The 24,381-nt window shown below is 72.9% G+C and carries 21 protein-coding genes; 10 read left to right on the top strand and 11 right to left on the bottom strand.

Annotated features, from left to right (window positions below; genetic code table 11):
• Positions 1-92: 92 nt before the first annotated feature.
• Positions 93-374: a cation transporter gene (locus ACEPPI_RS03060; protein ID WP_373913691.1), complete on the bottom strand. Its 282-nt coding sequence runs from the start codon at positions 372-374 to the stop codon at positions 93-95.
• 185 nt (positions 375-559) lie between these two features.
• Here ACEPPI_RS03060 and ACEPPI_RS03055 point away from each other — a divergent pair, with 185 nt between their 5' ends.
• From ACEPPI_RS03055 to ACEPPI_RS03035, 5 genes are all read left to right on the top strand, one after another.
• Complete coding sequence (locus tag ACEPPI_RS03055; protein ID WP_373913690.1) at positions 560-1,534, top strand: hypothetical protein; 975 nt, start codon at positions 560-562, stop codon at positions 1,532-1,534.
• Positions 1,535-1,656: 122 nt separating this feature from the next.
• Positions 1,657-1,938 carry a metal-sensitive transcriptional regulator gene (locus ACEPPI_RS03050; protein WP_373913689.1) on the top strand — a complete coding sequence of 94 codons (282 nt, stop codon included), beginning with the start codon at positions 1,657-1,659 and terminating at the stop codon, positions 1,936-1,938.
• 203 nt (positions 1,939-2,141) lie between these two features.
• Positions 2,142-6,071: a Pls/PosA family non-ribosomal peptide synthetase gene (locus ACEPPI_RS03045; protein WP_373913688.1), complete on the top strand. Its 3,930-nt coding sequence runs from the start codon at positions 2,142-2,144 to the stop codon at positions 6,069-6,071.
• Positions 6,072-6,121: 50 nt separating this feature from the next.
• The gene (locus tag ACEPPI_RS03040; RefSeq protein ID WP_373913687.1) at positions 6,122-7,501 is read left to right on the top strand and encodes a M1 family metallopeptidase; all 1,380 of its coding nucleotides are present in this window, start codon (positions 6,122-6,124) and stop codon (positions 7,499-7,501) included.
• Between the two features lie 118 nt (positions 7,502-7,619).
• Entirely contained in the window at positions 7,620-8,066 is a 447-nt protein-coding gene (locus ACEPPI_RS03035) for a hypothetical protein (protein WP_373913686.1), read from the top strand.
• Here the strand turns inward: ACEPPI_RS03035 and ACEPPI_RS03030 are convergent.
• The 3 genes from ACEPPI_RS03030 to ACEPPI_RS03020 are packed head-to-tail and all read right to left on the bottom strand — an operon-like array spanning position 8,023 to position 9,880.
• Positions 8,023-8,745: a 4'-phosphopantetheinyl transferase superfamily protein gene (locus ACEPPI_RS03030; RefSeq protein ID WP_373913685.1), complete on the bottom strand. Its 723-nt coding sequence runs from the start codon at positions 8,743-8,745 to the stop codon at positions 8,023-8,025. The genes ACEPPI_RS03035 and ACEPPI_RS03030 overlap by 44 nt on opposite strands.
• The gene (locus ACEPPI_RS03025; RefSeq protein ID WP_373913684.1) at positions 8,736-8,966 is read right to left on the bottom strand and encodes an acyl carrier protein; all 231 of its coding nucleotides are present in this window, start codon (positions 8,964-8,966) and stop codon (positions 8,736-8,738) included. Before ACEPPI_RS03025 ends, ACEPPI_RS03030 begins: the two co-directional genes overlap by 10 nt.
• A gap of 56 nt (positions 8,967-9,022) precedes the next feature.
• Positions 9,023-9,880 (bottom strand): hypothetical protein, encoded by an 858-nt coding sequence (locus ACEPPI_RS03020; protein WP_373913683.1) that lies wholly within the window; start codon positions 9,878-9,880, stop codon positions 9,023-9,025.
• A 559-nt stretch (positions 9,881-10,439) separates the two neighbouring features.
• Here ACEPPI_RS03020 and ACEPPI_RS03015 point away from each other — a divergent pair.
• The 5 genes from ACEPPI_RS03015 to ACEPPI_RS02995 all read left to right on the top strand — a co-directional run bounded on the left by ACEPPI_RS03015 (position 10,440) and on the right by ACEPPI_RS02995 (position 17,210).
• A complete protein-coding gene (locus tag ACEPPI_RS03015) occupies positions 10,440-11,522 on the top strand; it encodes a phytanoyl-CoA dioxygenase family protein (RefSeq protein ID WP_373913682.1) in 1,083 nt (360 codons plus the stop codon).
• Positions 11,504-12,841 (top strand): DUF6271 family protein, encoded by a 1,338-nt coding sequence (locus ACEPPI_RS03010; protein WP_373913681.1) that lies wholly within the window; start codon positions 11,504-11,506, stop codon positions 12,839-12,841. The genes ACEPPI_RS03015 and ACEPPI_RS03010 overlap by 19 nt, the downstream gene beginning before the upstream one ends.
• The gene (locus tag ACEPPI_RS03005; RefSeq protein ID WP_373913680.1) at positions 12,838-14,610 is read left to right on the top strand and encodes a condensation domain-containing protein; all 1,773 of its coding nucleotides are present in this window, start codon (positions 12,838-12,840) and stop codon (positions 14,608-14,610) included. The genes ACEPPI_RS03010 and ACEPPI_RS03005 overlap by 4 nt, the downstream gene beginning before the upstream one ends.
• A gap of 1 nt (position 14,611) precedes the next feature.
• A complete protein-coding gene (locus tag ACEPPI_RS03000; protein WP_373913679.1) occupies positions 14,612-15,859 on the top strand; it encodes an MFS transporter in 1,248 nt (415 codons plus the stop codon).
• Between the two features lie 67 nt (positions 15,860-15,926).
• A complete protein-coding gene (locus tag ACEPPI_RS02995) occupies positions 15,927-17,210 on the top strand; it encodes an NAD(P)/FAD-dependent oxidoreductase (RefSeq protein WP_373913678.1) in 1,284 nt (427 codons plus the stop codon).
• A 157-nt stretch (positions 17,211-17,367) separates the two neighbouring features.
• On the opposite strand, the gene ACEPPI_RS02990 is transcribed toward ACEPPI_RS02995, so the two are convergent.
• The 7 genes from ACEPPI_RS02990 to ACEPPI_RS02960 all read right to left on the bottom strand — a co-directional run bounded on the left by ACEPPI_RS02990 (position 17,368) and on the right by ACEPPI_RS02960 (position 23,867).
• Positions 17,368-18,141 carry an enoyl-CoA hydratase/isomerase family protein gene (locus ACEPPI_RS02990; RefSeq protein WP_373913677.1) on the bottom strand — a complete coding sequence of 258 codons (774 nt, stop codon included), beginning with the start codon at positions 18,139-18,141 and terminating at the stop codon, positions 17,368-17,370.
• The gene (locus ACEPPI_RS02985) at positions 18,138-19,385 is read right to left on the bottom strand and encodes a cytochrome P450 (protein ID WP_373913676.1); all 1,248 of its coding nucleotides are present in this window, start codon (positions 19,383-19,385) and stop codon (positions 18,138-18,140) included. The genes ACEPPI_RS02990 and ACEPPI_RS02985 overlap by 4 nt, the downstream gene beginning before the upstream one ends.
• A gap of 104 nt (positions 19,386-19,489) precedes the next feature.
• A complete protein-coding gene (locus ACEPPI_RS02980) occupies positions 19,490-20,869 on the bottom strand; it encodes a cytochrome P450 (RefSeq protein ID WP_373913675.1) in 1,380 nt (459 codons plus the stop codon).
• A gap of 10 nt (positions 20,870-20,879) precedes the next feature.
• On the bottom strand, positions 20,880-21,440 hold the full coding sequence (locus ACEPPI_RS02975) for an ATP/GTP-binding protein (RefSeq protein WP_356214947.1): 561 nt from the start codon (positions 21,438-21,440) through the stop codon (positions 20,880-20,882).
• Between the two features lie 3 nt (positions 21,441-21,443).
• A complete protein-coding gene (locus ACEPPI_RS02970; protein ID WP_373913674.1) occupies positions 21,444-21,839 on the bottom strand; it encodes a DUF742 domain-containing protein in 396 nt (131 codons plus the stop codon).
• Positions 21,832-22,674 carry a roadblock/LC7 domain-containing protein gene (locus ACEPPI_RS02965; RefSeq protein ID WP_373913673.1) on the bottom strand — a complete coding sequence of 281 codons (843 nt, stop codon included), beginning with the start codon at positions 22,672-22,674 and terminating at the stop codon, positions 21,832-21,834. Before ACEPPI_RS02965 ends, ACEPPI_RS02970 begins: the two co-directional genes overlap by 8 nt.
• Positions 22,671-23,867 (bottom strand): ATP-binding protein, encoded by a 1,197-nt coding sequence (locus ACEPPI_RS02960; RefSeq protein WP_373913672.1) that lies wholly within the window; start codon positions 23,865-23,867, stop codon positions 22,671-22,673. The genes ACEPPI_RS02965 and ACEPPI_RS02960 overlap by 4 nt, the downstream gene beginning before the upstream one ends.
• Between the last annotated feature and the right edge of the window lie 514 nt (positions 23,868-24,381).

Genomic DNA, 24,381 nt, shown 5'->3' with positions numbered 1-24,381 from the left:
GCTGCTCCTCGTTCGAGCGCGGGGTGGGGGCCGGGGCCCGGTGGGATGCGGACGGGGCCCCGGCGGCCGGTGGATCGGGGCCGGGCGGTGTGTCAGGCCCGGCCGGTCAGCTCGTAGCCGGCGTCGTCGATCGCGGCGCCGATCGCGGCGTCGTCGGGGGCCCCCGCCGTCGTCACGGTGACCAGGCCGCCGTCCACGTCCACGTCCACGGAGAGGACTCCTTCGAGGGCGCCGACGGAGGCGGTGATGGCGGTCCTGCAGTGGCCGCAGCTCATGCCGGACACGCGGTAGGCGGTGGCGGTGCTGTCGACGACGGCCGTGACGGTGGTGGCGGCGGTACCGCAGCTGCCGTCAGGGGTGCAGCAGGAAGACATACGTTTCTCCTTGATCCGTTCAGATACCCACTGGGGGTATCCGGTTTCTGCTCTCAGATATACCCCCCACAGGTATCCGGCGCAAGCGTCGGCCGGGCTTGACTTGGTACCCCCCCGGGGTATGGTGAAGTCATGAAACCGCTGGATGCGGCCTTACGTCGTCTACCTCGTACGGGAGAGCAGCCATGAACACCGGAGTGAGGATCGCCGTCTTCGCCGCCGCGCTAGCAGCGACCTTCGGGACCGCGTACGGGGTCGGCGTGGGCGTGGGCCCCGTGGGCGCCCCGGCCGGTGCGGCACACGCGGCGGGCCACACGGCGCCGGCCGGTGGGGGAGCCGCAGGACACGCGGAGCACGAGAAGCCCGGCAAGGGCCCGGCGGCCGGCGGGCTCCAGGTCTCCGAGGGCGGGTACACGCTGAGCCTGGAATCCCCGCGCAGGACATCGGGGCAGGGTGAGCTGCGGTTCTCCGTCAAGGACGCCGCGGGCCGCCCCGTCACCGCCTTCAAGACCGAGCACGGCAAGGAACTGCACTTCATCGTCGCCTCGCGCGACCTCACCGTCTACCGCCACCTCCACCCGGTGCGGGCCTCCGACGGCACCTGGTCGACCCCCGTCGACCTCCCGGCGGCGGGCGCGTACAAGGCCTTCGCCGACTTCACCCCCGCCGCCGAAGGCGCCGAGGGCGTCACCCTCGGCGCGGACCTGTCGGTCGCGGGCGCCTACACCCCCGAGGCGCTGCCCCCGGCGGAGAGGACCGCGGAGGTGGACGGCTACCGGGTCGCCCTCGCCGGCGACCTCGACCCCGGCAAGGCCGGCGAGCTCAAACTGACCGTCAGCAAGGACGGCAAGCCGGTCACCGACCTGGAGCCGTACCTCGGGGCCTACGGCCACCTGGTCGCCCTGCGCGACGGGGACCTGGCCTACCTCCACGTCCACCCCAACGAGGGCGGGCCCGGCCCCGACGTCTCCTTCACCGCCACGGCCCCGAGCGCGGGGACCTACCGGCTCTTCCTGGACTTCCAGCACCAGGGCACGGTCCGCACCGCGGCCTTCACCGTCCGGGCGGGCGCCGCCGCTCCCGAGGCAGCCCCCGCCGCATCGCCCGCGTCCCCGGCCTCCCCGGCCGCCCCCGAGCAGTCGGACGGGCACTCCCACTGACCGCGCCCGCCCCGGCCCGCGACGCCCCGTCGCGGGCCGGGGCGCCGCGCGTGCGGAGCGCCCCGGCGGAACACGGGGCCGCCGGCCGTCGTTGCATGGATACCGCCAGGGAAGGAACCGCCGTGCAGGGGTACAGCGGACACAAGGACGACGTCCTCAAGCGGCTGCGCCGCATCGAGGGCCAGGTGCGCGGCCTCCAGCGCATGGTCGAGGAGGAGACGTACTGCGTCGACGTGCTCACCCAGGTGAGCGCCACCACCAAGGCCCTGCAGTCCTTCGGGCTCGCCATGCTCGAAGACCACCTCCACTCCTGCGTCGCCGACGCCGTCGCCGAAGGCGGGGACGCCGCCCGCGACAAGGTCGCGGAGGCCTCGCGCGCCGTCTCGCGCTTGGTGCGCGTCTGAATCCGGCGCCCGACCGCGTCCGAACGCCTTCGGACGGGCCGCCGGACGGTGTCTCCTTCCCGGCCACGCCACAGGCTTCAACGAGAAAATCCTTGATGCCGCACTAGACTGGCGGGTTGTTTGGCGCTGGACCGGAACAACCCGGGCGAACCCGGGCTCCGTCCGGCGACCCGGACGTTTCCGGGAACGAGACGCGAGGGCCCATGACAGCCACACCGGAACACGGTGAAGTCACCCTGCTCGACGACGGCGGGCGCACGGACGGGCACCCGTACGAGGAGCCCGGGAAGTCCGCCCGGTTCACCGCGGGCCCCGCGGCCCCGGTACGCACCCTCGTCGACGTCTTCGAGGCGTCCCTACGGGCCCACCCCGACGAGCTCGCCCTCGACGACGGCACCACCCGTCTGACCTACCGGGCCCTCGCCGCCGAGGTGGAACGCCGCCGGCGCGCCCTGGACGCCGCCGGAGTGGGCCTCGGCGACCGCGTCGGCGTCCGCGTGCCCTCGGGCACCAACGAGCTGTACGCGGGCATCCTCGCCGTCCTCGCCGCGGGCGCCGCCTATGTGCCGGTCGACGCCGAGGACCCCGACGAACGCGCCGAGCTGGTCTTCGGCGAAGCCGGCGTACGGGCCGTCCTGGGCGCCGGAGGCCGCATCGACCCCGTCGAAACCCCCGGCGGCGCCGGGGTCCGCGCACCGGCCGCGCGGCCCGGACCCGAGCACGACGCCTGGATCATCTTCACCTCCGGCTCCACCGGCAGACCCAAGGGCGTCGCCGTCAGCCACCGCAGCGCCGCCGCCTTCGTCGACGCCGAAGCCGCCCTGTTCCTCACCGACGAACCGATCGGCCCCGGCGACCGCGTCATGGCCGGGCTCTCCGTCGCCTTCGACGCCTCCTGCGAGGAGATGTGGCTCGCCTGGCGCTACGGCGCCTGCCTCGTCCCCGTACCCCGTTCCCAGGTGCGCAGCGGTGCCGACCTCGGCCCCTGGCTGGTGGAGCAGGAGATCACCGTCGTCTCCACCGTGCCGACCCTGGCCGCCCTCTGGGAACCGGAGACCCTCGACGAGGTCCGGCTGCTGATCTTCGGCGGCGAGGCCTGCCCGCCCGAACTGACCCAGCGCCTGGTCACCGAGGGCCGCGAGGTCTGGAACACCTACGGCCCCACCGAGGCCACCGTCGTCGCCTGCGCCGCGCTCCTGACCGGCGAGGAACCGATCAGAATCGGCCTTCCTCTCGCCGGCTGGGAGCTGGCCGTCGTCGACGGGGCCGGTGAACCGGTGCCCATGGGCGGCAGCGGCCAGCTCGTCATCGGCGGCGTCGGGCTCGCCCGCTACCTCGACCCCGAGAAGGACGCCGAGAAGTACGCCCCGCTGGAATCCCTCGGCTGGCGGCGCGCCTACCGCAGCGGCGACCTCGTCCGCGCCGAACCGGAAGGGCTGGTCTTCCTCGGCCGCGCCGACGAGCAGATCAAACTCGGCGGCCGCCGCATCGAACTCGGCGAGGTCGACGCCGCCCTCCAGGCCCTGCCCGGCGTCGCCGGCGCCGCCGCGGCCGTCCGCACCGCGCGCAGCGGCAACCAGCTGCTCGTCGGCTACCTCGTCACCCAGGACGGCTGGGACCACGCGGCGGCCGTCACCCGGCTGCGCGCCGAACTGCCCGCCGCGCTCGTCCCCCTGCTCGCACCCGTCACCGAACTGCCGACCCGCACCTCCGGCAAGGTCGACCGCGACGCCCTGCCCTGGCCGCTGCCCGACCTGGAGACCACCGGACCGGCGGAACAGCTGTACGGCACCGAGGCCTGGCTCGCCGAACAGTGGAGCGAGACCCTCGGGGTGGCCGTCACCGGCGCGGCCGACGACTTCTTCGCGATCGGCGGCAACAGCCTCGCCGCGGCGCAGCTCACCACCCGCCTGCGCACCCGCTACCCCAGAGCGGCCGTCCTCGACATCTACCAGCAGCCCGTCCTGCGCAAGCTGGCCCGGCGCCTGGAGAAGTCCGTACGGGAGGACGACGCCACCCGCACCGTCGCGCCCGTGCCGCGGCGCACCAAGGCGGCGCAGGCGCTCCTGCTGCTCCCCCTGTTCACCCTGGTAGGAGCCCGCTGGACGGTGGCGCTGCTGGCCCTGGGCAACGTACTGCACCACTTCGGGCCCTATCCGTGGGCGCCGACCGCCTCGTGGTGGCTCGTCGCCGCCGGCGCGGCGCTGCTCTTCAGCCCGCCGGGCCGCCTCGCGATCGCGGCCGGCGGGGCGCGCCTGCTGCTGCGCGGGGTGAAGGCCGGGCGGTACCCGCGCGGCGGAAGCGTGCACCTGAGGCTGTGGACGGCCGAGCGGCTGGCCGAGTACGTCGGCGCGACCTCGCTCACCGGTTCCTGGCTGGAGCGCTACGCGCGGGCGCTCGGCGCCAAGGTCGGCCCCGAGGTGGACCTGCACTCGCTGCCGCCGGTGACGGGCATGCTCAAGCTCGGCCGCGGCTGCGCCGTCGAATCCGAGGTGGACCTCTGCGGGCACTGGCTGGACGGGGACCGGCTGGAGATCGGCCCGGTCAAGGTCGGTGCGGGCGCGGTGGTCGGCACCCGCAGCATGCTGTTCCCCGGCGCGCGGGTCGGCAAGCGGGCCGAGGTGGCACCCGGCTCCGCCGTGGCCGGGCAGATCCCGACCGGGCAGCGCTGGGCCGGGGCGCCCGCCGTCAAACTCGGCCGGGCCAAGCGGAACTGGCCCAGGGAACGCCCGCCGCGCGGGCTGCCCTGGCGGGCCGCCTACGGGGCGGCCGGCTTCGGCCTCACGGCCCTGCCCGTGCTCGCCGCCCTGCCGGCCCTGCTCGTGGTGGGCCGGTTCGTGCCCGCCGACGCCGGCTTCGCGCAGGCGCTGCGCGGGGCCCTGCTCGCCGTGGTTCCCGGGGCGCTCGCCTTCGGGTTCGCGTACGCGCTGCTGCTGCTGGTCTCCGTACGCCTGCTCAGCCTCGGACTGCGTACGGGCACCCACCCCACCCACAGCCGTACCGGCTGGCAGGCCTGGACCGTCACCCGGCTGATGGACCTGGCCCGGGAGACGCTCTTCCCCCTGTACGCCGGGCTGATCACCCCGGTGTGGCTGCGGCTCCTCGGCATGAAGATCGGCCGCGGTGCCGAGGTCTCGACCGTGCTCGCCCTGCCCAGCCTGACCACCGTGGGCGAGGGCGCCTTCCTCGCGGACGACACCCTGACCGCCCCCTACGAGCTGGGCGGAGGCTGGATGCGGGTCGGACACTCCGAGATCGGCCGCCGGGCCTTCCTCGGCAACTCCGGGATGACCGCGCCGGGCCGCAGCGTCCCCGACGACGGACTGGTCGGGGTCCTGTCCGCCACCCCGAAGAAGGCCAAGAAGGGCAGCTCCTACCTGGGCCTGCCGCCGGTCAGACTGCCGAGGTCCGCCGTCGGCGCCGACCACAGCCGCACCTACGACCCGCCCGCCCGCCTGCTGTGGGCGCGCGGCCTGGTCGAGCTGTGCCGGCTCGTCCCCGTGTTCTGCTCGGCCGCGCTGGCCGTGCTGACCACGGCCGCGCTCTGCGCCCTGATCACGGCGCCCGGCCCCGGGCTCTGGCAGGCCGCGCTGCTCTCCGGCGCCGTCCTGCTCGCCGCCGGAACCGCAGCCTGCGCGGTCGCCGTGGCCGCCAAATGGCTGCTGGTCGGCCGCCACCGCACCGGCGAGCACCCGCTGTGGAGCGGCTTCGTCTGGCGCAACGAACTGGCCGACACCTTCGTCGAGGTCCTGGCGGTGCCGTGGCTCGTCGGATCGGTGCCCGGCACCTCGCTGCTGTCCCTGTGGCTGCGCGCGCTGGGTGCCCGGATCGGGCGCGGAGTGTGGTGCGAGAGCTACTGGCTGCCCGAGACGGACCTGGTGGTCCTCGGCGACGGCGTCAGCGTGAACCGGGGCTGCGTCCTGCAGACGCACCTCTTCCACGACCGGATCTTGAGGACGGATACTGTGGTCCTCCGCGAGGGCGCCACCCTGGGCCCGGGCGGCATCGTCCTGCCCGGGAGCACGGTCGGGGCCCGGAGCACACTGGGGCCCGCCTCGCTCGTGATGGCCGGGGAATCCGTCCCCGCCGACACCCGGTGGCTGGGCAATCCGATCGAGGCGTGGCGGTCCTGAACGGCCGGGCACAGCGGCACAGCGGCACACCGCAGGGAGCAGGGACGGCCATGAACCTCAGCGGCCAGAAGACAGCGGCATCGGACCCGTACTTTCCGGCCAACGGCGACTCCCGTTACCGCGTGCACCGGTACGAACTCGCTCTGGAGTACCGACCCGGCCCCAACCGGCTGTCCGGGACGGCCCGGCTCAGCGCGATCGCCGGCCGGGCCCCGCTCGCCGAGTTCGCCCTGAACCTGGCCGAGTTCAAGGTGGGCCGCGTCCTGGTCGACGGCCGCGTCCCGCACTACGCCCACCGGGGCGGCAAGCTGCGCATACGACCCGCCAAGCCCCTGCCCGCCGGTGCCGCCTTCACCGTGGAGGTGCACTGGGCGGGCAACCCCAAGCCCGTGCGCAGCCCCTGGGGCGGCCTCGGCTGGGAGGAACTGGCCGACGGCGCGCTCGTGGCCAGCCAGCCCGTCGGCGCACCCTCCTGGTACCCGTGCAACGACCGGCCCGCCGACAAGGCCTCGTACCACATCTCCGTCAACACGCCCTCCGCGTACACCGTCGTGGCGGGCGGCCGCCTCCTCACCCGGACCACCCGGGCCAGCACCACCACCTGGGTCTACGAGCAGCCCGCACCGACCTCCAGCTACCTGGTCGGCCTCTCCATCGGCCTGTACCAGACGGTGCTGCTCGGCGACCCCGGCCTCGACGGCGTCGCGCAGACCGCCCACGTACCGGCGCACCTGCTGCCGCGGTTCTCCCGCGACTTCGCCCGGCAGCCCGCCATGATGCGCCTCTTCGAGGAACTCTTCGGGCCCTACCCCTTCGGCGAGTACGCCGTCGTCATCGCCGACGAGGAACTCGACGTCCCCGTCGAGGCCCAGGGGCTCTCCCTCTTCGGCGCCAACCATGTCGACGGCGCCCGCGGATCGGAGCGCCTCATCGCGCACGAACTCGCGCACCAGTGGTTCGGCAACAGCGTCACCATCGCCGACTGGCGACACATCTGGCTCAACGAGGGCCTCGCGAAGTACGCGGAATGGCTCTGGTCGGAGCGCTCCGGCGGCCGCCCCGCGCACGACCTCGCCGCCACCGCCCACCGGCTGCTCTCCGCGCAGCCACAGGACCTGCGCCTGGCCGACCCGGGCCGCAAGCTGATGTTCGACGACCGCCTCTACCAGCGCGGGGGGCTGACCGTCCACGCGATTCGCTGCGCCCTGGGCGACACCGCGTTCTTCCGCATGCTCCGCGACTGGGCGGCCGTGCACCGCCACGGGGTGGTCACCACCGCCGTGTTCACCGCCCACGTGGCCCGCTACGCCACCGAACCCCTGGACGACCTCCTCACCGCCTGGCTGCACACCCCCGAGCTCCCGCCCCTGCCCGCGCCCTCGGTCGCCCCGGCCCGCCCGCCGTACCCACCGCACCCGGCGTCGGCGTAGCTCCGGGCGGTGCCGGGGCGCCCGGAGTGCCGATGCGGGCCCGCCGTGCCAGGCTGAAACGGGGTATTCCGCCGGTCGCGGTCACTTCGGACCGGCTCCGCAACCCATGGAGGCCGACATGGCCAGTGACGCCAGCAGAGCCCGCGCAGGGCAAGAACACCCCAGGCCCCATCATGCGCACGCGTCAGGCCGCACCCAACTGGCCGCGGCGCTGATGATCTTCGGTGGCGTGATGGCGCTCCTCGAAGGGATATCCGCCGCTTCCAGGGACCCCGTGTTCGTCGCGACGCGCCACTACGTGTTCGAGTTCAGCCTGGTGGGCTGGGGCTGGGTGCACATCATCCTCGGCGCCCTGCTCGTCTTCGCGGGCGTCGCCGTGCTCCGCGAGGCCCTGTGGGCCCGCTACTTCGGCGTCACCGTCGCCGGCCTGGGAGCGATCGCCAACTTCCTCTGGCTGCCGTACTACCCCTGGTGGGCCATGGTGCTGATCGCCGTGAACCTCCTCGTCGTCTGGGCCCTGCTCACGGGCATCCACCACGAAGCCGACGCGGCCCGGCCCGTGTGACCACCCCACCGCCGTCCCCGCCCTCGTCCCCGCGGTCTGCGCGGCCGGCGAGGGCGGCGCCGGCGGGCAGGACCGCGATGGGGGCGGTGGCGGCCACGGCCGCGACGGCCGCCCGGTCGTGGTCCTGCCATTCGAGGACGTGGAGGTCGCGGCGGCCCGCCTTCAGCAGGGCTTCGGCGCGGACCCACAGCCGGAGCAGCGCCGGGCCGGGATCCGGACCGGCGCCGGCCTCGCGGAGGTCCGCCTCGGGCAGCAGGCGGCGGAGCACGCGCGGCGGGCCCGGGCGGCGCGTCGAGGGCTCGACGTCGATGCCGACGGCGCCCGGACCGACGGCCGCCGCGACCAGACCGTCCGCGTGGCTCATGCTCACCCCCAGCCCGGGACGGACGCGCAGGTACGGGCGCCCGTGGCCGTGCCGTCCGCACCCGGGGCACAGCTGCGCCGGGGCCGACTCGTGCAGGGTCAGGCCCGTGTGGCGGGCGACGCACAGCCGGACGAGGAGCCGCGCCGCCAGTACGTCGTCACGGCGGCCCGGCACCCGTATCCCGGCGAGCCGCCGCCGTTCCCAGGGCGCGAGCAGGCCCTCGTGGAGCCCGGGGCGGGCCAGGACCTCCCGGGTGGTCGCCACCACCGCGATGCCCGTGTCCCGGCCCCGCGCCGCGCCGTCGGTCAGGGGCACGCGCTCAGGAAGCGCTTCTGGACGTTGTCGAGGGTGCGGAAGTCGTCGATGGTGACCTCCTGGAGGTCGATGGTGGTGCCGGACAGCTCCTCCAGGAGGTCGACGAACTCCAGGAAGTCCATCGAGTCGATGAGGCGTGCCTCGATGAGGTCCTCGTCGGTGCCGATGGGGCCGTCGAGGCCGGGGTTCTTCTCGTGAAGCCACGTGGCGATGCGGTCCATGGGGGAGAGTCGCTCCTTGCTGCTGTTGCGGTGACGTGAGGGTGGGGCGGGCCGCCTCAGAGGGCGGCGTCGCGGAGCCGGTCCAGGGCCCGCTCGGGGGTGCCGTGGGCGAGGACCATCGCGTGGACCCAGCGTTCGAGGCCGAAGGCGACGCAGGCGCTGTACGCCGGGCCGCCGGAGCCCGCACGGATGTCCAGCCGCTCGCCGAAGAAGTTGCGGTGCCGGTTCACGGAGGCGATGGCCGTGCCGTCGGGGGCGCAGAACTCGTGCTTGACGGGGTCCAGGGCCATCAGCCGGGCCCGGGCGCCCCCCTTGTCGTAGAACGGGTCGTCGGCGACGGCCCTGTCCAGTTCCAGTCCGAGGCGCGCGGCTGCCTCCAGGATGAACCCTGCTCCCTGTTCCAGGTGCTCGACCGCGCCCTGTTTGGTGCCGAGGTAGAGCACCTCCCGCATGTGGAAGCCCCACAGGCGGCGCAGCCCGTCGTAGTGGGTCTCATTGCGGAAGCAACGGCCGGCGGCGGAGAGGCGCAGGCCTTCCTCGCCCACGTCCCTGCCCTCCAGGGAGAGCAGCAGCCCGTAGCAGGTGGCGGACGGCAGGAGGTAGCCGGTCGGCCGCAGCGGCAGCTCTCCCGGCGCCTCGCCGGCGGCGAGCCCGTCGAGCGCGTCCGGGGCGAAACGCCCGGCGGAGACGCCGAGGTGGGGGAAGTTGCGGAAGAAGTCGAGCCGGGCCAGCCCCTCCACGGACAGCAGCGGCGGACCGATGACCTCGGGGGCGTGGAGCCGTGCGGCCAGCCCCGTGAGCAGGTCGTCCAGTCCGCGCAGGAGGGTGGTGCGGACCGGATCCAGCGTGATCAGGCCCGCACCTGGGCTCTTCAGGCCGCCGTCCGGCAGGGCCGTGGTGCTGGGTGTGCTCATGGGAACCGCTTCCTCTGGGCGTGGGTGGACGGTCGACGGCGTCGGCCGCACGGGTGGGCGCGGCGATCTCGCCACGGCGTCCGCGCGGTGCCGCCGACGCGCTTGCACCGGGGCGCGGACGGGTGGGGAGGTCCGCGCGTGCGGTCGGCGTCGACCGCGACGGGTGCGCGACGGCGAAGAAGCCGAATGTCCGATTAGGGGTGGACTGCGCATCAGGACACTAAGCCGCCCGCACGGCTATTGTCTAGACCAAACCTGGCGGACGGTCGAGTGGAGTTCCAGGCTCCGTTTCGGCGCAACTCCGTCTCTTGAGATGCCACTTGGCAGCGGTTATGGTCTAAACCAATTCCGTCGAACGGCGCGGCCCACGCACCCGCGCCACGGCGTGACCACCCGTCCCCGCCGTCCGCCACCGGCCCGCGCCGAGGGCCGCCCCGCGCTGTCCTCCGGCCGAGGAGGAGCGCGCGTCACCGCTGCCCTTCCCCCTCGTACCCGGCGGCGCGGCCGCGCCCGCCGACGAGCCGAACCGCCGCCCCGACTCCCTTTCTGGAGGGACCGCATGACGACATCTGCTCCCCGCCGCCCCCGTCTCCACCGGGCGGCCTCGGACCTGCCGTACTTCAGCGCGGACGGCGAGTCCTACCTTGCCCAGACCACCCTGCGGGAGCTGAAGAAGTCGAGACCGCTGCGGGTGCTGTCCGAGGAGGACTTCGCCCACTGGCAGACGTACGGCTACGTCATCGTCCGCGAGGCGGTCCCGGCGGAAGCGGCGCGGCGCCTCCTCGACTTCACCTGGCAATTCCAGGGCCTCGACCCGGACCGGCCGGACAGCTGGTACGAGGACCGGCCGTTCCGCTCCGACCTGGACCGGCAACTGCACGTGTACGGCTTCGTGGAGGCGTACCACCACCAGCTCCTCTGGGACAACCGGCAGGCCCAGCGCGTCTACGACGCCTTCGTCGACGTATGGGACTGCGAGGAACTCTGGGTCACCCAGGACCGGCTCAACCTCAACCCGCCCAACGTCGGGAACCGCGACCGCGCCCTGATCGAGCCCACGGACCGGGGCTTCGACATCGAACTGCACTGGGACATCGACACCACGCTCGGCGTTCCGCCGCAGCGCGTCCAGGGGATCATCGCGCTCAACGACACCCGGCCGGAGTCGGGCGGCTTCCAGTGCAGCCCGGAGCTGTTCCGCCGGTTCGACGCCTGGAGGGTCGGCCAGGCGGCCGACCGGGACCCCCTGCGCCCCGGCGCCGACCGGGCGGAGTACCCCGTCGTACGCCCCGACCTGCACCCCGGCGACCTGCTGATCTGGAACGGCCTGCTCGCCCACGGCGTGGCGCGCAACACCTCCCGGGACCAGGTGCGGGCGGTCCAGTACCTGTCGATGATGCCGGCCCTGGAGGAACACGAGCGGCTGAAGCGCTCCCGCGTCGACGCCTGGCGGCACCTGAGGACCCCGCGCTGGAACCGCACCCTGGTCGGCGACCCCGTCCTGCACGAGTCCGAGCGCTACCCCACGGCCACCCTGAACGAGCTCGGCAGCCGGCTGCTCGGGCTCACGTCCTGGAAGGAGACGGGCACCGCCACCCGCGCCGACCGGAGCGGGGAGCCGGCGTGCGCCGTGTCTGCCTGACCCTTCCCACCAACCGGCCCTGCGCGGCGACGATCAGGGCCGTGGCCGAGGAGGCCGCGTACGGCGCCCGCCGTTTCGGCGCCGAGGTGCACCTCCTCGTCCTCGACTCCTGCGACGCCCCGGCGCTCGCCGGGCACCGGGAGGCGGTCGCCGCCCTGCCCGCGGTCCCGGGAGTGGTCGTGCACCACCTCGACGAAGACGCCCAACGGGCCTTCCTGCACGAGGTGATCACCCGGTCCGCAGCCGCCGCACCCGGACGGCTGCTGGACCTGATGCTGCCGTCCCGCGTCTCCTACGGAGCCTGCACCAACCGCGCCTTCCTCATCGCGGAGGCCCTGGGCTGCACCTCCGTCCACCGCCGGGACTCGGACAGCCGCTACCAGTACCTGGACGGAGAACCGGTCTTCCCCCTCCACCACGAGCTGACGTCCCTCGGGCGGCCCGCCGCCGACGTGTCCGCCCTGGTCACCCGCAGCAGGCTCGACCCCGCCTGCGCGGACCGGCCGGTGGCCCTGGTCGGGGGCTCCTTCGTCGGCGAGATGTCCGTGGACGTGGAGGAGATCCGCCGCCTCGACCCGTCCGTCTACGAGGACGTGGTGGGCCTCTCCGTCCCCGCAGGCCACCCCGAGATCTGGCGCAGGAACCTGATCGCCGAGTCCTTCCGGGGCGCCGGTACCGCCGCGTTCACCGGCGACACCACCACCCTCACCCGCGTCAGCCCCCTGCGCGTCGACATGTGCAACATCGCCCTCGACCGCGAGGTCTACGCCCGGGTGCCCCTGCCGCCGGCCACCGACACCATCGGCAGCGACTACTTCCTCCTCCACCTGGTCCACGACGCACGGCTGCCGGGAGTCCTCCACAACCGGCACATCGTCAACTTCCATACGCGCGAACGCCGTTCCGACGAAGGCTTCCTCGCCTACCAGCTGCGCTTCGCCAAGTTCCTCCTCTCCGGCCCGCACCTCGACGCCGTGTACGCCGCCACGCGGCAGGCCGGTGAGGCGCTGCTCGACCCCGACGGCCACGTCCGCGCCGCCGCCGTCGCGGGCTTCCTCAGGGACGGCGCCCGCGTCGGCCCCGAGGAGGGCGCCGGACGGCTCGACGTCCTCGACCGCTCCTACCGGACCCTGGGCGGCCGCTACACCACGGCCGCGGACGTGCTCACCGCCCGCCGCGCACGGCTCCTCGACGACGCCCGGCAGGACATGGAGGACTTCGCCGTCCTGACCGACGCCTGGGAGGACCTGACCCGCGCGAGCCGGGCGCAGGGCCGTCCCGGCCCGACGCACCGGGAGTCCGCGCGATGCACCGCATGAGCCGCTCCCGCCGGCCGAACGGCACGCACGTCCTCACCGTCACGTACGCGGGCGGGGAGGAGCGCCGGGGCCCCGTCACGATGGGGCAGGCCAACATGATCCGCTGCATGCTGCGGGACGAGCCCGATCACATCAACATCCACGACGTGTGGCCGGTCCCCGAGGGGACCCGGACGGACTCGGTGGTCGAAGCCCTGCGCGCCCTCGTCGTACGGCACGAGGCCCTGCGCACGACCTTCCCGCACGCCCCGGGCGGCGCGCCCCGCGAGCAGGCCGTGGCGGCCCGGGGAACGTTCACCGTCACCGTCCTCGACCACGGGGAACTCCCCGGGGACCCCGTCGGGTACGCCGAGTCGCTGGCCCGACGGGCGCGCGAGGAACCCTTCCGGCTGGACCGGGACTTCCCCCTCCGCCTCTCCCTGGTGACACGCGCCGGCACGCCCGTGTGCGTGGCCATGGCGGCGAGCCACGCCCTGACCGACGCCGGCGCCCTCGCGGTCCTGAAGGAGGAATGGCTCGGCCTGCTCGCGGGCGAGGAGCTCGCCCCGCCCGCCGCGCTCACCCCGCTCGGCCTCGCCGCGGAGGAGGCCACCCCGGCCGGTCTGCGCAGGTCCGAGGCATCGCTGCGGCACTGGGAGCGGATCATCCGCACCGGACCCCAGGCGATGTTCGCGGAGCCGGGCGCCGAGGGCACCGAGGTACGGGCGCCCCTGCTCACCCTCCGGTCGCGGCGGGCCGCCCGAGCGCTGGCAGGCGCGGCCGAACGCACCGGCGCCCTGCCGTCCACCGTCCTGCTGACCGCCTGGTGCGCGCTCGTCGCCCACCGCACCGGGCAGGACGCCTGCGTCATCGCCGCCCCGACCTCCAACCGGTACCACCCCCGGCTCGCGCGCTCGGTGAACACCCTCTCCCAGGACGCCCTGCTCTCCCTCGACGTCCGGGTGCCGTCCTTCGACGTGCTCCTCAAGAAGGCCTGGGGAGCGGCCCTGAACGCCTACCGGCACAGCCGGTTCGACGCGCTCGGCCTGTGGGAGGTGATCGGCAGGGCCACCTTCGAGCGCGGCAGCCGGTTCGCGCGCGACGTCGTGTTCAACGACGTGAGCACGCTCCCCGCCACCGTGGCCTCCCTCACCGCGGACGGCCCGCCGCAGGGCCGGGACCCGTACGGGCCGGAGCTGGAGCTGACCTGGGGCCCGGAGCAGGTCCTGCCGACCCGCGCCCTCGTCTTCGTCCACGCGACCGATCCGCTGCTGCACCTCGGCATGTGGGCCGACCCCGTGCTGTTCGGGCGGGAGGAGGCCGAGGGTCTCCTCACCGGTCTGGTGCGGCTCCTGGAGGCCGTCGCCGCGCGGGACGTGCCGCTCGCGTCGCTCACCGGGGAGACGGGGGTCCGGCCGGTGGAACGCGGCCCCCACTGGCTCCGGGTGGACGGCTCCTGGACCTCGCCGCCGCTCGTGGCCGCGACGCTGAGCCGGGCCCTGGACGGCCTGCCCGTACACGTCACCGCGGACGCCCCGGCCGGGAGCGCGCCGGCCGGGAACGCGCCGGCGGAGAGCGCCCTGACGGCGTACATCGCCGCGGGCGACACCCCGCTCACCCCGGCGCAGGCCCACACCGCGCTGATGGACGCGCTCCCAGGCCGCCCCGGAGTACTGGCCCCGAGCCGGTACGTGATCGTCCGGCACCCGCCGGCCGAGGCGGACCGCGGCGACGCCTGGCTCCACCGGAAGATCCTCAGGGAAGGGACCGGCCGGCAGCGGCCGATGTGACATGACGATGGATGAGGCAACCGCGCGGCGGGAACAGCAGACCCCGCCGCCCAGCCCGTGGCGGTCGAGCCGCTTCCGGCTGTTCTTCACCGCCCGCAGCACCTCGCTGCTCGGCGACGGCATGCTGATGGTGTCGCTGACGACCGCCGTGCTCGGGGCGGGATACGGGGCGGCCGGCGTCGGCTACGCGCTGGCCGCGTGGATGGCGCCGATCGTCCTGCTCGTGCTGTTCGGCGGGGTCCTCGCCGACCGGTTCACCCCCCAGGTGATGATGGTCGGCGCGGACGTGGTGCGCACGGTGGTCATGCTCGCGCTCGCGCTGCTGCTGATCGGCGACCACGTACGGCTGTGGCACGTCATGGCGCTGCTGGCCCTCAGCGGCGCCGCCACCGCCATGTTCCAGCCGGGCCTGGCGAGCCTGGTGCCCCGGGTCGCCGAGGACATCCAGCGGGCCAACGCCCTCCTGAGGATCTCCGAGGCCATCTGCACCCTGCTCGGTCCCGGGGTTGCCGGTCTCCTCGTGGCCTACTGGAACGTGGCGGGATCGTTCGTGGTCATCGCGGCGGCGTACGCGCTCAGCGCCCTGGGCCTGGCGCCGCTGCGCGGGCTCGGCACCGCCCGGGACGAGAGCGACGACCCGATGTGGCACCGACTGGCCGCCGGATGGCACGAGTTCCGGTCCCGCTCCTGGCTGTGGGGGGTCATCTCCGTATGGGCGGTGTACGGCCTCTTCGTCTTCGGCCCGGCCCTTCCGCTGGGCGCGACGCTGCTCACCGAACAGCACGGCGCCGGCGGATACGGCTGGATCGCCTCGGCCGACGGCGCCGGGACGATCGTCGGCGGCCTGCTCGGCATGCGGGTCCGCCCCCGGCGCCCGCTCGTCGCGGGGGCCTGCGCGATGTTCTTCTTCTCCCTCAACCCCCTCGCGCCCGCCCTGGGCTGGTCCTTCACCGTGACGGCGGTGACCGGGGCCGTGGCGGGCTGCGGGTTCGCGTTCTGGGGCGTCATGTGGGCGACGAGCGTGCAGTCCCACATCCCGCTGGCCGTCCTGAGCCGCGTCTCGGCCTACGACGTGGCCGGCTCGATCATGGTCATCCCCGTGGGCCGCGCCCTGGCCGGCCCGGCGGCGGCCGCCTTCGGAGCGGACCGGGTGCTGCTGTTCTCCTCGGCCGTGGGCGTCGTGTGCATCGGCGTGATGCTGGGCGTCCCCGCGATCCGCGCACTGGAACGAGTGCCGGAGAAACGGTAGTCCGCCTACAGTTGGTCATGTTCCTGACAGCAGTGCCACTGCACTACCCGAGGGGGGCGATCAGAGCATGACCAACCCTGAGAGCGCGGGACACGACTACGACGTCGTCATCGGCGGAGCCGGCCCGGCCGGCAGCGCCGCGGCGATCCTGCTCGCTCGACGCGGTGTCCGCGTCGCACTGCTGGAACGCCACTCGGACCCCGGGGCGTACAAGGTGCTGTGCACCCATTCCATCACGGCCAACGCCTACCCCGTGCTGGACGAACTCGGCCTCGTTCCCGCTCTCGAAGAGGCCGGAGCCGTCCGCAACGAGGCGCGCTGGTACACCCGTTGGGGCTGGATCGAGCCGAGGGCCGCGCCGGGCGGCCCCGAGCTCCCGTACGCGTACAACATCCGGCGCAGCGTCCTCGACCCGCTGATCAGATCCCGCGCGGCGCAGACCCCCGGCGTCGACCTGCTCCCCGGCCACCGGGTGACCGGGCTGATCCGGGAGGCCGGGCGGACCGTGGGCGTGCGCGCGTCGACACCGCGGGGCGAACGGGAGATCCGGGCCCGCCTGGTGGTCGGCGCCGACGGCAAGGACTCGGCGGTGGCGAAGCTCGCGGAGGTGCCCACCCGGCTGCACGAGAACGGGCGATTCGGCTACCTCGCCCACTTCCGCGACCTTCCGCTGCACGGCGGGATCGGGCAGACCTGGTTCCTCGAACCCGACATGGCCTACGCGTTCCCGAACGACGACGGGGTGACGGTCCTCGCGGTGCTCCCGGACAAGAAGCGACTGCCGGCCTTCCGGGAAGACCTGGAGGGCAGCTTCCTCGACTTCGTCCGCGCCCTGCCAGAGGCGCCGCCCATCGACTCCGCCGAACGCATCACCAAGATCATCGGTACGGTCGACTACCCCCTCGTCACCCGGGATCCGACCGCACCGGGCATCGCCCTGATCGGCGACGCCGCCCTGACCGGGGATCCCCTGTGGGGAGTGGGCTGCGGCTGGGCCCTGCAGTCGGCGCACTGGCTGGCGCGGGCGGTGGCCCCGGCCGCGGCCGGCCGCGGCGACCTCGACAGGTCCCTCGCGGCGTACGCCCGTACCCACCGCCGCCGGCTGCGCGGCCACCAGAACCTGGCGGTCGACTTCGCCAAGGCCCGCCCGTTCAACCCCGGGGAGCGGCTGGTCTTCTCGGCGGCGGCGCGCGACGAGGCGATGGCGCGGCACATGTACCTGTTCGCCTCCCGCCTGATCGGTCCGCCGCGCTTCCTGAACCCCGTGGCACTGACCAGGGCCGCGGTGGTCAACATCCGACACCGCCGGGCATCCACGCCGGCCGCGCACCGCTCACACCCGGACTCCTGACCGGCACCCCTCCACCCCGGCCGGTGAGCCGGGCCGGCGGCCCACGGCCCGGTGGACCACGGCCCGGCGGCCCACGGCCCGGCGGCCCACGGCCCGGCGGCCCACGGCCCCGTGGCCGACCCGCAGGGGGCCGGCCGCCCGCGTCGGCCCGGGAGGATCAGCCCGTCGCGTGCCGCTGGAGCGTGGCCGCCAGGAGATGGGAGTCGAGGAGGGAGACGTCCGCCGTCCTGTCCGCCCGTGCGTAGCCGGCCAGCATCCGCTTCGTCAGGACGAGCGCTTCGGGCGAGCGCCGGACGAGGGGCCCGGTCCAGGAATCGATGACCTTGTCCAGCTGGTCGAGCGGGGCGGTCCGGTGCAGCAGACCGATCCGGTGGGCCGTGTCGGCGTCGAACACGTCGCAGGTGAGCATGAGCTCGCGGATCCTTGAGGCGCCCACCTCGGAGACCAGCCGCCCCATCGCACCGCCCCACGCCGGCGGCAGCCCGATGCCGACCTCCGGCATGCGGAAGCGGCTGGTGTCGGCCCCGGCGCGCAGATCGCAGAAGGAGGCGAGGGCGAGACCCGCGCCGATGACCCGCCCGTGCAACCGGGCGATGGTGACCGCGTGCGTGTTCTCCAGGGCCTGGCACAGCCGGTGCGCCTTGTCGGCGATGCGCCGCAGGCCCGCTCCGGACGGATCGGCGGCCAGTGCCTCCCCGTACTCGCCGCGGTCGGCACCCAGGCAGAAGTCCGCACCCATGGACGACAGCGTCAGGATCCGGACGTCGGGTCTCTCGTGGAGGTCGTCCAGCAGGGTGATGAGGTCGTCCAGGACCGCGGAGTCCAAGGTGTCCTCCTGCCCCCAGGGGTTGAGGCGCACGCGCAGTACGGGGCCGTCCTGCTCGGCGACGACCGCCTTGGGAACGGTCCGGGTGTGGGTGGATTCGGTCATGCGACGGCCACGTCCAGGTTCAGAAGGCGCCGGAACGCCACGCGGGGCGCCATCGACGGGGGGCGTACGAGGGTGAGGCGGGGAAGCCGCCGGATCAGCTGGCGGAGGAGGGTCTGGGCTTCGAGGCGGGCCAGCGGCGCGCCGAGGCAGTAGTGGATGCCGCCGCTGAAGGCGAGGTGGCCGGGCGTGCGCTCGGGGTCGAACCGGTCCGGGTCGCTGTGCCTGGCCGGGTCCCGGTGCGCCGCTCCGACCATGAGGTGGACCATCTCGTCGCGGCGGATCTCGATGCCTCCCAGCACGCAGTCCTGCGAGGCGACCCTGCTGATCACATGGGTGGGCGGGTCGTAGCGGAGCGTCTCCTCCACGAACCCGGGCACGAGGTCCGGGTTGTCGGCGACCATGTCCCAGCGGTCCGGGCTCTCGACGAGCCGGAGCGTCATCGTCGAGAGGAGGGTCGCGGTGGTTTCCAGGGCCGCCAGCAGGACGAACAACACCAGGAAGTAGACCGCCTCGTCGGCCTTGTCCCGGTCGGGCTCGATCGTGTCCCACGTCCGGATCCACCGGGTGACGGGGTCATCGCCGGGGTGGGAGCGCCGGTCACGCACCAGTTCCATGAAATAGGTGCGGAGTTCGGCCGTGGCCGCGTCGGACAGAGCCAGCTGGCTGGCCGAGGGCAGGAGTTCCTGGGTGAAGACCTGATCGTGCGTCAACTGCCGGAGCCTGGGCCAGTCGGCCCGGGGCAGCCCCAGCCAGTCACCGATGGTGGCCACGGGCAGCTCCTCGCAGACGAGCTCCGAGATGTCCGCCTCGCCGGTGCGTATTCGCTCCGTGAAGGCGTCGAGGAGCTGATCCGCGGTCCGGTGCACGTTGCGGCCGATGCGCTCCACGCTGCCCCGGTCGAACGTGCCCGCCGCCCGCCGCACCCTGGTGTGGTCCGGGGGGTTGAGCGCGGCGAGCGTGTTGCTCATCTCGCGCGAGCTGGGTGCGTTCCAGCGTGTCCCCGGCCCCTGGCGCTCCCGCCATTCCCTGTCGGGCTCCAGCCATTGCCGGCTGCGCAGAACCTGGTCGCAGGCGGCGAAGCCCGTGACCGCCGAGCCTCCCCAGGGTGCGGGCACCACTTCGCCCCGCGAGAGGAGTTCGGCGTATATGGGGAAGGGGTCGGCCTGCCCTCTGGCCGTCCGCAGACGGGAGAAGAGGGAGGCGGACGCCCGGCGGTCGTACGACGGACTTGTGGCAACGCCCATGATGGCGGCTCCTTTCTGAGAACCAGCCGCCATGCATACCCACATGATCGTTAAAGACTCCACTACCACTGAGTACTCAGGACGTTACTAGAATCACACTCGATTCACCCGCCCTTGGTCCACGCCAGGAAACGGCTGAAAAGACCGCCCTTGGGCTGCGGCGCGGCGCCGGCCCCCGCACGCGACGGGCCGGTGCCGGAGGGAGAGGAGGCGGCTGCCTGCTGCTGGGACGTTTGGCCCGCGTTCGATCCGGCCGACTCGGCCGCCGGGGGAGCGGCCCTCGGGGTGAAGCGGATCGGGAGGGTGACCAGCGAGCGGATCCACGGGCTCGGCGCCCAGGTGAGCGCCTTGAACGGGACGCGCATCTCGACGTCGGGAAGCTGGTTGAGCAGCGTCTCGACGGCCGTCACGGCGATCATGAAAGCCGGGTCCTTGGCGGGGCAGGCGTGCGGGCCCGCCCCGAACGCCAAGTGTGCCTTCGCGCTGAGCTGTTCGCGGTGCCTGGTCAGCTTCGGGTCGGTGTTGGCCGCGGCGAACGAGATCAGGACCGGGTCGTTGGCCCGGACCAGCCTGTCGCCGAGCTCGACGTCGTGGGTCGGGTAGTGCGCCGCGTAGTTGGCGATCGGCGCGTAGTTCCAGAGGGTCTGGGAGACCGCGTCCTCGACCGGGAGGCCGATCTGCCAGTCCTCGCCGAGGTACAGGGCGCTGCTGGTGCCGATGGCCGCGGCCAGCGGCGCGGTGCCACCGGAGAGGAGGGTGACCAGCTGGTGGAGCACCTCCTCGTCGCTCAGCTGGGCCGAGTGCTCCATCAGGCGCGTCGTCAGGTCGGCCCTCGGGCGCCGCCGCTTGAGGGCGATCAGCTCGGTGAGCGCACCGCCGAGCACCTCGTCGGCCCCGGACGTTCCCTCGAAGATGCCACTGATGCCGGCGATCACCCGGTCGCCGATCTCGGGCGGGCAGCCGAACAGCTCGCTGAACACCAGCAGGGGCAGCGGCTGGGCGTACTCGGCCATCAGCTCCGCCTGCCCGCGGATGTCGGTACTGAACTGGCTGATCAGGTAGTTGGCGGACTGCTGAGTCTGCCTGATGAGCTGGTGCTCGTTGACGGTGGCGAGGCTGTCGGTGACGGCCCTGCGCAGTCGGGCGTGCGCCGCACCGTCACTGAACAGTGCGTTGGGGCGGTAACCCATCATGGGCAGTGCCGGGCTGTCGGCCGGGACGCGCCCTTCGCTCAGCGCGTTCCAGCGGCGGGAGTCGCGTACGAAGGAGGCGGGGTTCTGCAGGACGTACAGCGCGGCGTCGTAGCTGGTGACGAGCTCGGCCGCGACGTCGGGGGCGATGTCCACGGGCGCGCTGGGACCGTACGGACGCAGCTGTGCGTAGTGGCTGTCGGGGTCGGCTCCGAACGAGGGGCCGTACATCCGGACGTTCCCGTGCGCGGGGCAGCCGGGGGGTATCTCTTGCGGTTCACGTGGCTGTTGCATTCCTGCGCTCCTAGCCGAGTTGGGACATGAGGTGTTTCGCGAGGGTGATGAGGGCCTGCGCCGAGGAGTTCTGGTCCCGTACGTCGCACTTGACGACGGGGGTCTCGGCGGTGAGGTTCAGGGCCTCGCGCACCTCGTCGAGCGGGTAGTCCGTGGTGCCCTCGAAGTGGTTCACGGCGATGGCGTACGTCAGGCCGAAACGCTCGACGAGGTCCAGGACGGGGAAGGACTCGTGCAGTCGCTCCGGGTCGACCAGGACCAGCGCGCCCAGAGCACCGCGGGAGAGCTCCTCCCACATCTCCTTGAAGCGTTCCTGGCCGGGCGTTCCGAAGAGGTAGAGCACCAGGGTGTCGCTCAGGGTGAGCCGGCCGAAGTCCATGGCGACGGTGGTGGTCTTCTTGCCGGGCGTGCCCGACAGGTCATCGAAGCCCATGCTGGCCTCGGTGATCTCTTCCTCGGTCCGCAGCGGCTCGATCTCGGAGAGACTGCCGATGCAGGTGGTCTTGCCGACCCCGAAGTGCCCCACTATGAGGATCTTCACCGCGTGGGAGACGTCTGGATCCAGGTACACGGGCTAAGCTCCGAATCGATTCTTCAGGCCCTCGAGCACGGCGCTGACCAGTTCTCTGTCGACACGTTCGGCACGCGGTATCGGTCTCCTCGCGAGGATGAGACGGTCCTCCTCCAGCTGCGCCAGCAGGATGCGGACGATGCCCAGGGGCAGGTGCGTGTGCCCCGCCACCTCGGCCACGGACAGGAAGCCGTTCGCGACCAGGTCCATGACCTGCCCCGCTTCCGGGGAGAGCGTGCGCGCCGTGACCTGTCCGCTCTCCGCCGCCGTCGCCGTCACGAGCGTCGTGTGCTCGTACTCGTGCTCCGGGGGCAGCGCCCGTCCGTTCGTGATCACGAAGAGGGGGACTAATGGAGACGTCAGTTCCAGATGTTCGTCGTGTTCGGGTCCGTCAGGCACGGCCTGTTCCCTTCCCCGGTGTCGCCCCCGCGGTCAGTCTGGGAACCACCTCGTGCAGACGCATGGTGAACTCCTCTATGTCACAGTCGTGTTCGGCGGCAGCGGCCAGGAGGGCATCGGGGCCGGCCGCGATCAGGAAGATCCAGCCGTGCTGGAACTCGATGACCGTCTGACGCCATTCCGCGTCCTCGACGACCCCCGCGAACTGGGAGGTCACCCGGCTGTAGGCGTGGATTCCCGTCATGGCCGCGGAGATCGTGTCCGCGAGGTCGCGGCTCATCCCGTCGGTCGCCCCGCGGGGAAGGCCGTCCGATCCCAGCAGCACCGCGTGGAGGGCGCCCTCGACCCGGGACACCACCTGGTCGAGCTCGCGGAGGACGAATCCCGAGTCACCGGCGCGCTGCGGCCGGGGGGCGCCGCGCCGGGCACCTGCGGCGTCCTCGGCGCTCACCCTCGGGGGCGAGGTGAGGTTGGTGCCCAGTCGGGCGACGAGGCGGTGCATGCGGAAGGAGATCTGCTGCATGTCCACGTCGGGCGCGGCCGCGGCGGCGAGATAGGAGCCCTGCCCGGCTCCGATCAGGAAGCTCCAGCCGTGCGAGAACTCGATGATGGTCTGGTTCCACTGCCGGTCCTCGTCCGTTCCGGCGAAGTGGGCCGTCGCCCGGCTGAGCGACTGCATCCCGGCCATGGCGGCGGAGATGGTGCGTACATCCTTCTCGGCCAGGCCTTCCGTAGCGCCGCGAGGGAGGCCGTCCGCGGACAGCAGGACGGCGTGCCGTGCGCGGGGCACGTTGTGCACGATGTCCTCAAGCATCCACGACAGGTCTGCGGTCATGCGTCTTCGGGCCCTTCGAACGAGGTGGCGTCAAGGTTGCGGCCGGAGAGCGTGCCGCGCTGGAAGGCCCCCAGCCCGCGCCCGGAAGCGCGGCCCGGCTCTCCCGGGGTCCGCGGCGCCGGCGGGGCGGCGTCGGGATCGGGAACGCTCGCGATGGGCGCCTGGCGTGCGCCGCGCTTGGGCAGGCCGTGCATCGTGCGCGACGGCGGGCTCTGGGGCCGGCTCTCGGCGGCGCGCCGGATGTTGCTGACCGGGGCCTCCTGGGGGGCGGGGGCGGGCGGTATCTCCTCCATGGTCCACAGCTCCTCGGGCAAGAGGACGACGGCCCTGACGCCGCCGTATCGGGAGACTCCGGTGACGTCCACCTTGAAACCGTACTGACGCGCGATCAGGCCGATCACCGGGAAACCGAACTTCGGCTGGGTCCCGAGCTCCGACAGGCGGGGGGCGACCTCTCCGGAGAGCAGCATGGTCGCCCGCTGCCGGTCCTCGTCGTTCATGCTCACACCGGCGTCGTCGATGACGATGCACAGGTTGTTCTGGACGCGCTGGAACGTCACCTCGATCGGTGCGTCGTGCTGCGAGAAGCTCGCGGCGTTGTCGAGCAGCTCCGCCACGGCGAGTGCGACGGGCGCGACCGCGGACGCCTTCAGCGCGAGACCGGTCTGCTGCATGATGGCGACCCGGTGGAAGTTGCGGATCTGGCCCTGGGCGCTGCGCACCACGTCGTAGACGCTGGCGGGCCTGTTGCGACGGCCGAGCGGCGCACCGCACATGACGGCGATGCCCTGGGCCTTGCGCGCCATCTGCGCGTTGGCGTGGTTGACGTCCATCAGGTCGCTGAGGACGGCGTGTCCGCCGTACTTGCGCTGGATGTCGTCCAGGAGCGTCGTCTGCTCGGCCGCGAGGCTCTGCAGGAACCTGGCGGCACCCTTGAGGACGGTCTTGGTGTTCTCCTCCGCCGCTTCCTGGGCTTCGCGGAGCGTGGCGTCCTGCTCGCTCCGGAACCTCTGCAGGTCGGCGTGGAGGGAGTGCAGGTGGCCGTCTGCCGTGAGCAGCGCCTGCCTCAGTTCGGCCTCGGTGTGCCGCTTCTTCGCCCCCAGCGCCCGGTTGCGGGCGACGAGTGCCGCGACTGCGGCAACGGCTATCGCCGCCACCGCAACCAAGCACCACACAAGTGCGTCTCGATTCATGGAAACCTTTCCCGGCGCATGGCATGCCGACGGCTGCAGATACACCTCGCGAGGCCCCGCAACACGGCTGATCGGCACGGTTCGCCTGCGGTTACGCGGAGATGAAGCCGCCGATCGCAGATCAGCATCTGAGTCAAATATTGATCAAGATCACAGATGTCGGGATGCTATCACCCGGATCTCCGCCCCCCTGACCCCCACCACGGCTCCGCATGCGCTCAACCGGGCCGTCGTGGCAGCGGGTTGACATGCCCCTTTCGGCTCCGCATCCGCCGCCGGCAACCCCCTTCGTTGTCGGTCCGTCAAGGAGTTCTTCACGAGAGCAGCGTCAATCTCTCACATCGCCCCGGGGCCCCGCCGACCGAACTCCTGAAGGACCCCACCGGCGGCCGACGGGCGCCCGTGCGCCGAATCCCGCGTTTTCTCCAGGTCGATTTTCCGCCACTGGCGCATTTCAGATCCCCCTGATTGCGGGCGGCCGGAATCCCCAATGCGGCTTCATTCTTCGTGGTCC

Origin of the sequence: Streptomyces sp. AB3(2024) (assembly GCF_041862025.1) — a bacterium.
Classification (GTDB): Bacteria; Actinomycetota; Actinomycetes; order Streptomycetales; family Streptomycetaceae; genus Streptomyces.
This window is presented reverse-complemented; position numbering and strand designations above follow the sequence as displayed.

What these genes read in the sequence shown, in the direction of transcription:
- ACEPPI_RS02995 (WP_373913678.1), top strand. Translation starts at nt 15,927, where the DNA reads ATGACCAACCCTGAGAGCGCGGGACACGACTACGACGTCGTCATCGGC.
- ACEPPI_RS03035 (WP_373913686.1), top strand. Translation starts at nt 7,620, where the DNA reads ATGGCCAGTGACGCCAGCAGAGCCCGCGCAGGGCAAGAACACCCCAGG.
- ACEPPI_RS03000 (WP_373913679.1), top strand. Translation starts at nt 14,612, where the DNA reads ATGACGATGGATGAGGCAACCGCGCGGCGGGAACAGCAGACCCCGCCG.
- ACEPPI_RS03055 (WP_373913690.1), top strand. Translation starts at nt 560, where the DNA reads ATGAACACCGGAGTGAGGATCGCCGTCTTCGCCGCCGCGCTAGCAGCG.
- ACEPPI_RS03060 (WP_373913691.1), bottom strand. Translation starts at nt 374, where the DNA reads ATGTCTTCCTGCTGCACCCCTGACGGCAGCTGCGGTACCGCCGCCACC.
- ACEPPI_RS03020 (WP_373913683.1), bottom strand. Translation starts at nt 9,880, where the DNA reads ATGAGCACACCCAGCACCACGGCCCTGCCGGACGGCGGCCTGAAGAGC.
- ACEPPI_RS03015 (WP_373913682.1), top strand. Translation starts at nt 10,440, where the DNA reads ATGACGACATCTGCTCCCCGCCGCCCCCGTCTCCACCGGGCGGCCTCG.
- ACEPPI_RS02990 (WP_373913677.1), bottom strand. Translation starts at nt 18,141, where the DNA reads ATGACCGAATCCACCCACACCCGGACCGTTCCCAAGGCGGTCGTCGCC.
- ACEPPI_RS03005 (WP_373913680.1), top strand. Translation starts at nt 12,838, where the DNA reads ATGAGCCGCTCCCGCCGGCCGAACGGCACGCACGTCCTCACCGTCACG.
- ACEPPI_RS03045 (WP_373913688.1), top strand. Translation starts at nt 2,142, where the DNA reads ATGACAGCCACACCGGAACACGGTGAAGTCACCCTGCTCGACGACGGC.
- ACEPPI_RS02980 (WP_373913675.1), bottom strand. Translation starts at nt 20,869, where the DNA reads ATGCAACAGCCACGTGAACCGCAAGAGATACCCCCCGGCTGCCCCGCG.
- ACEPPI_RS02985 (WP_373913676.1), bottom strand. Translation starts at nt 19,385, where the DNA reads ATGGGCGTTGCCACAAGTCCGTCGTACGACCGCCGGGCGTCCGCCTCC.
- ACEPPI_RS02965 (WP_373913673.1), bottom strand. Translation starts at nt 22,674, where the DNA reads ATGACCGCAGACCTGTCGTGGATGCTTGAGGACATCGTGCACAACGTG.
- ACEPPI_RS02960 (WP_373913672.1), bottom strand. Translation starts at nt 23,867, where the DNA reads ATGAATCGAGACGCACTTGTGTGGTGCTTGGTTGCGGTGGCGGCGATA.
- ACEPPI_RS03025 (WP_373913684.1), bottom strand. Translation starts at nt 8,966, where the DNA reads ATGGACCGCATCGCCACGTGGCTTCACGAGAAGAACCCCGGCCTCGAC.
- ACEPPI_RS03040 (WP_373913687.1), top strand. Translation starts at nt 6,122, where the DNA reads ATGAACCTCAGCGGCCAGAAGACAGCGGCATCGGACCCGTACTTTCCG.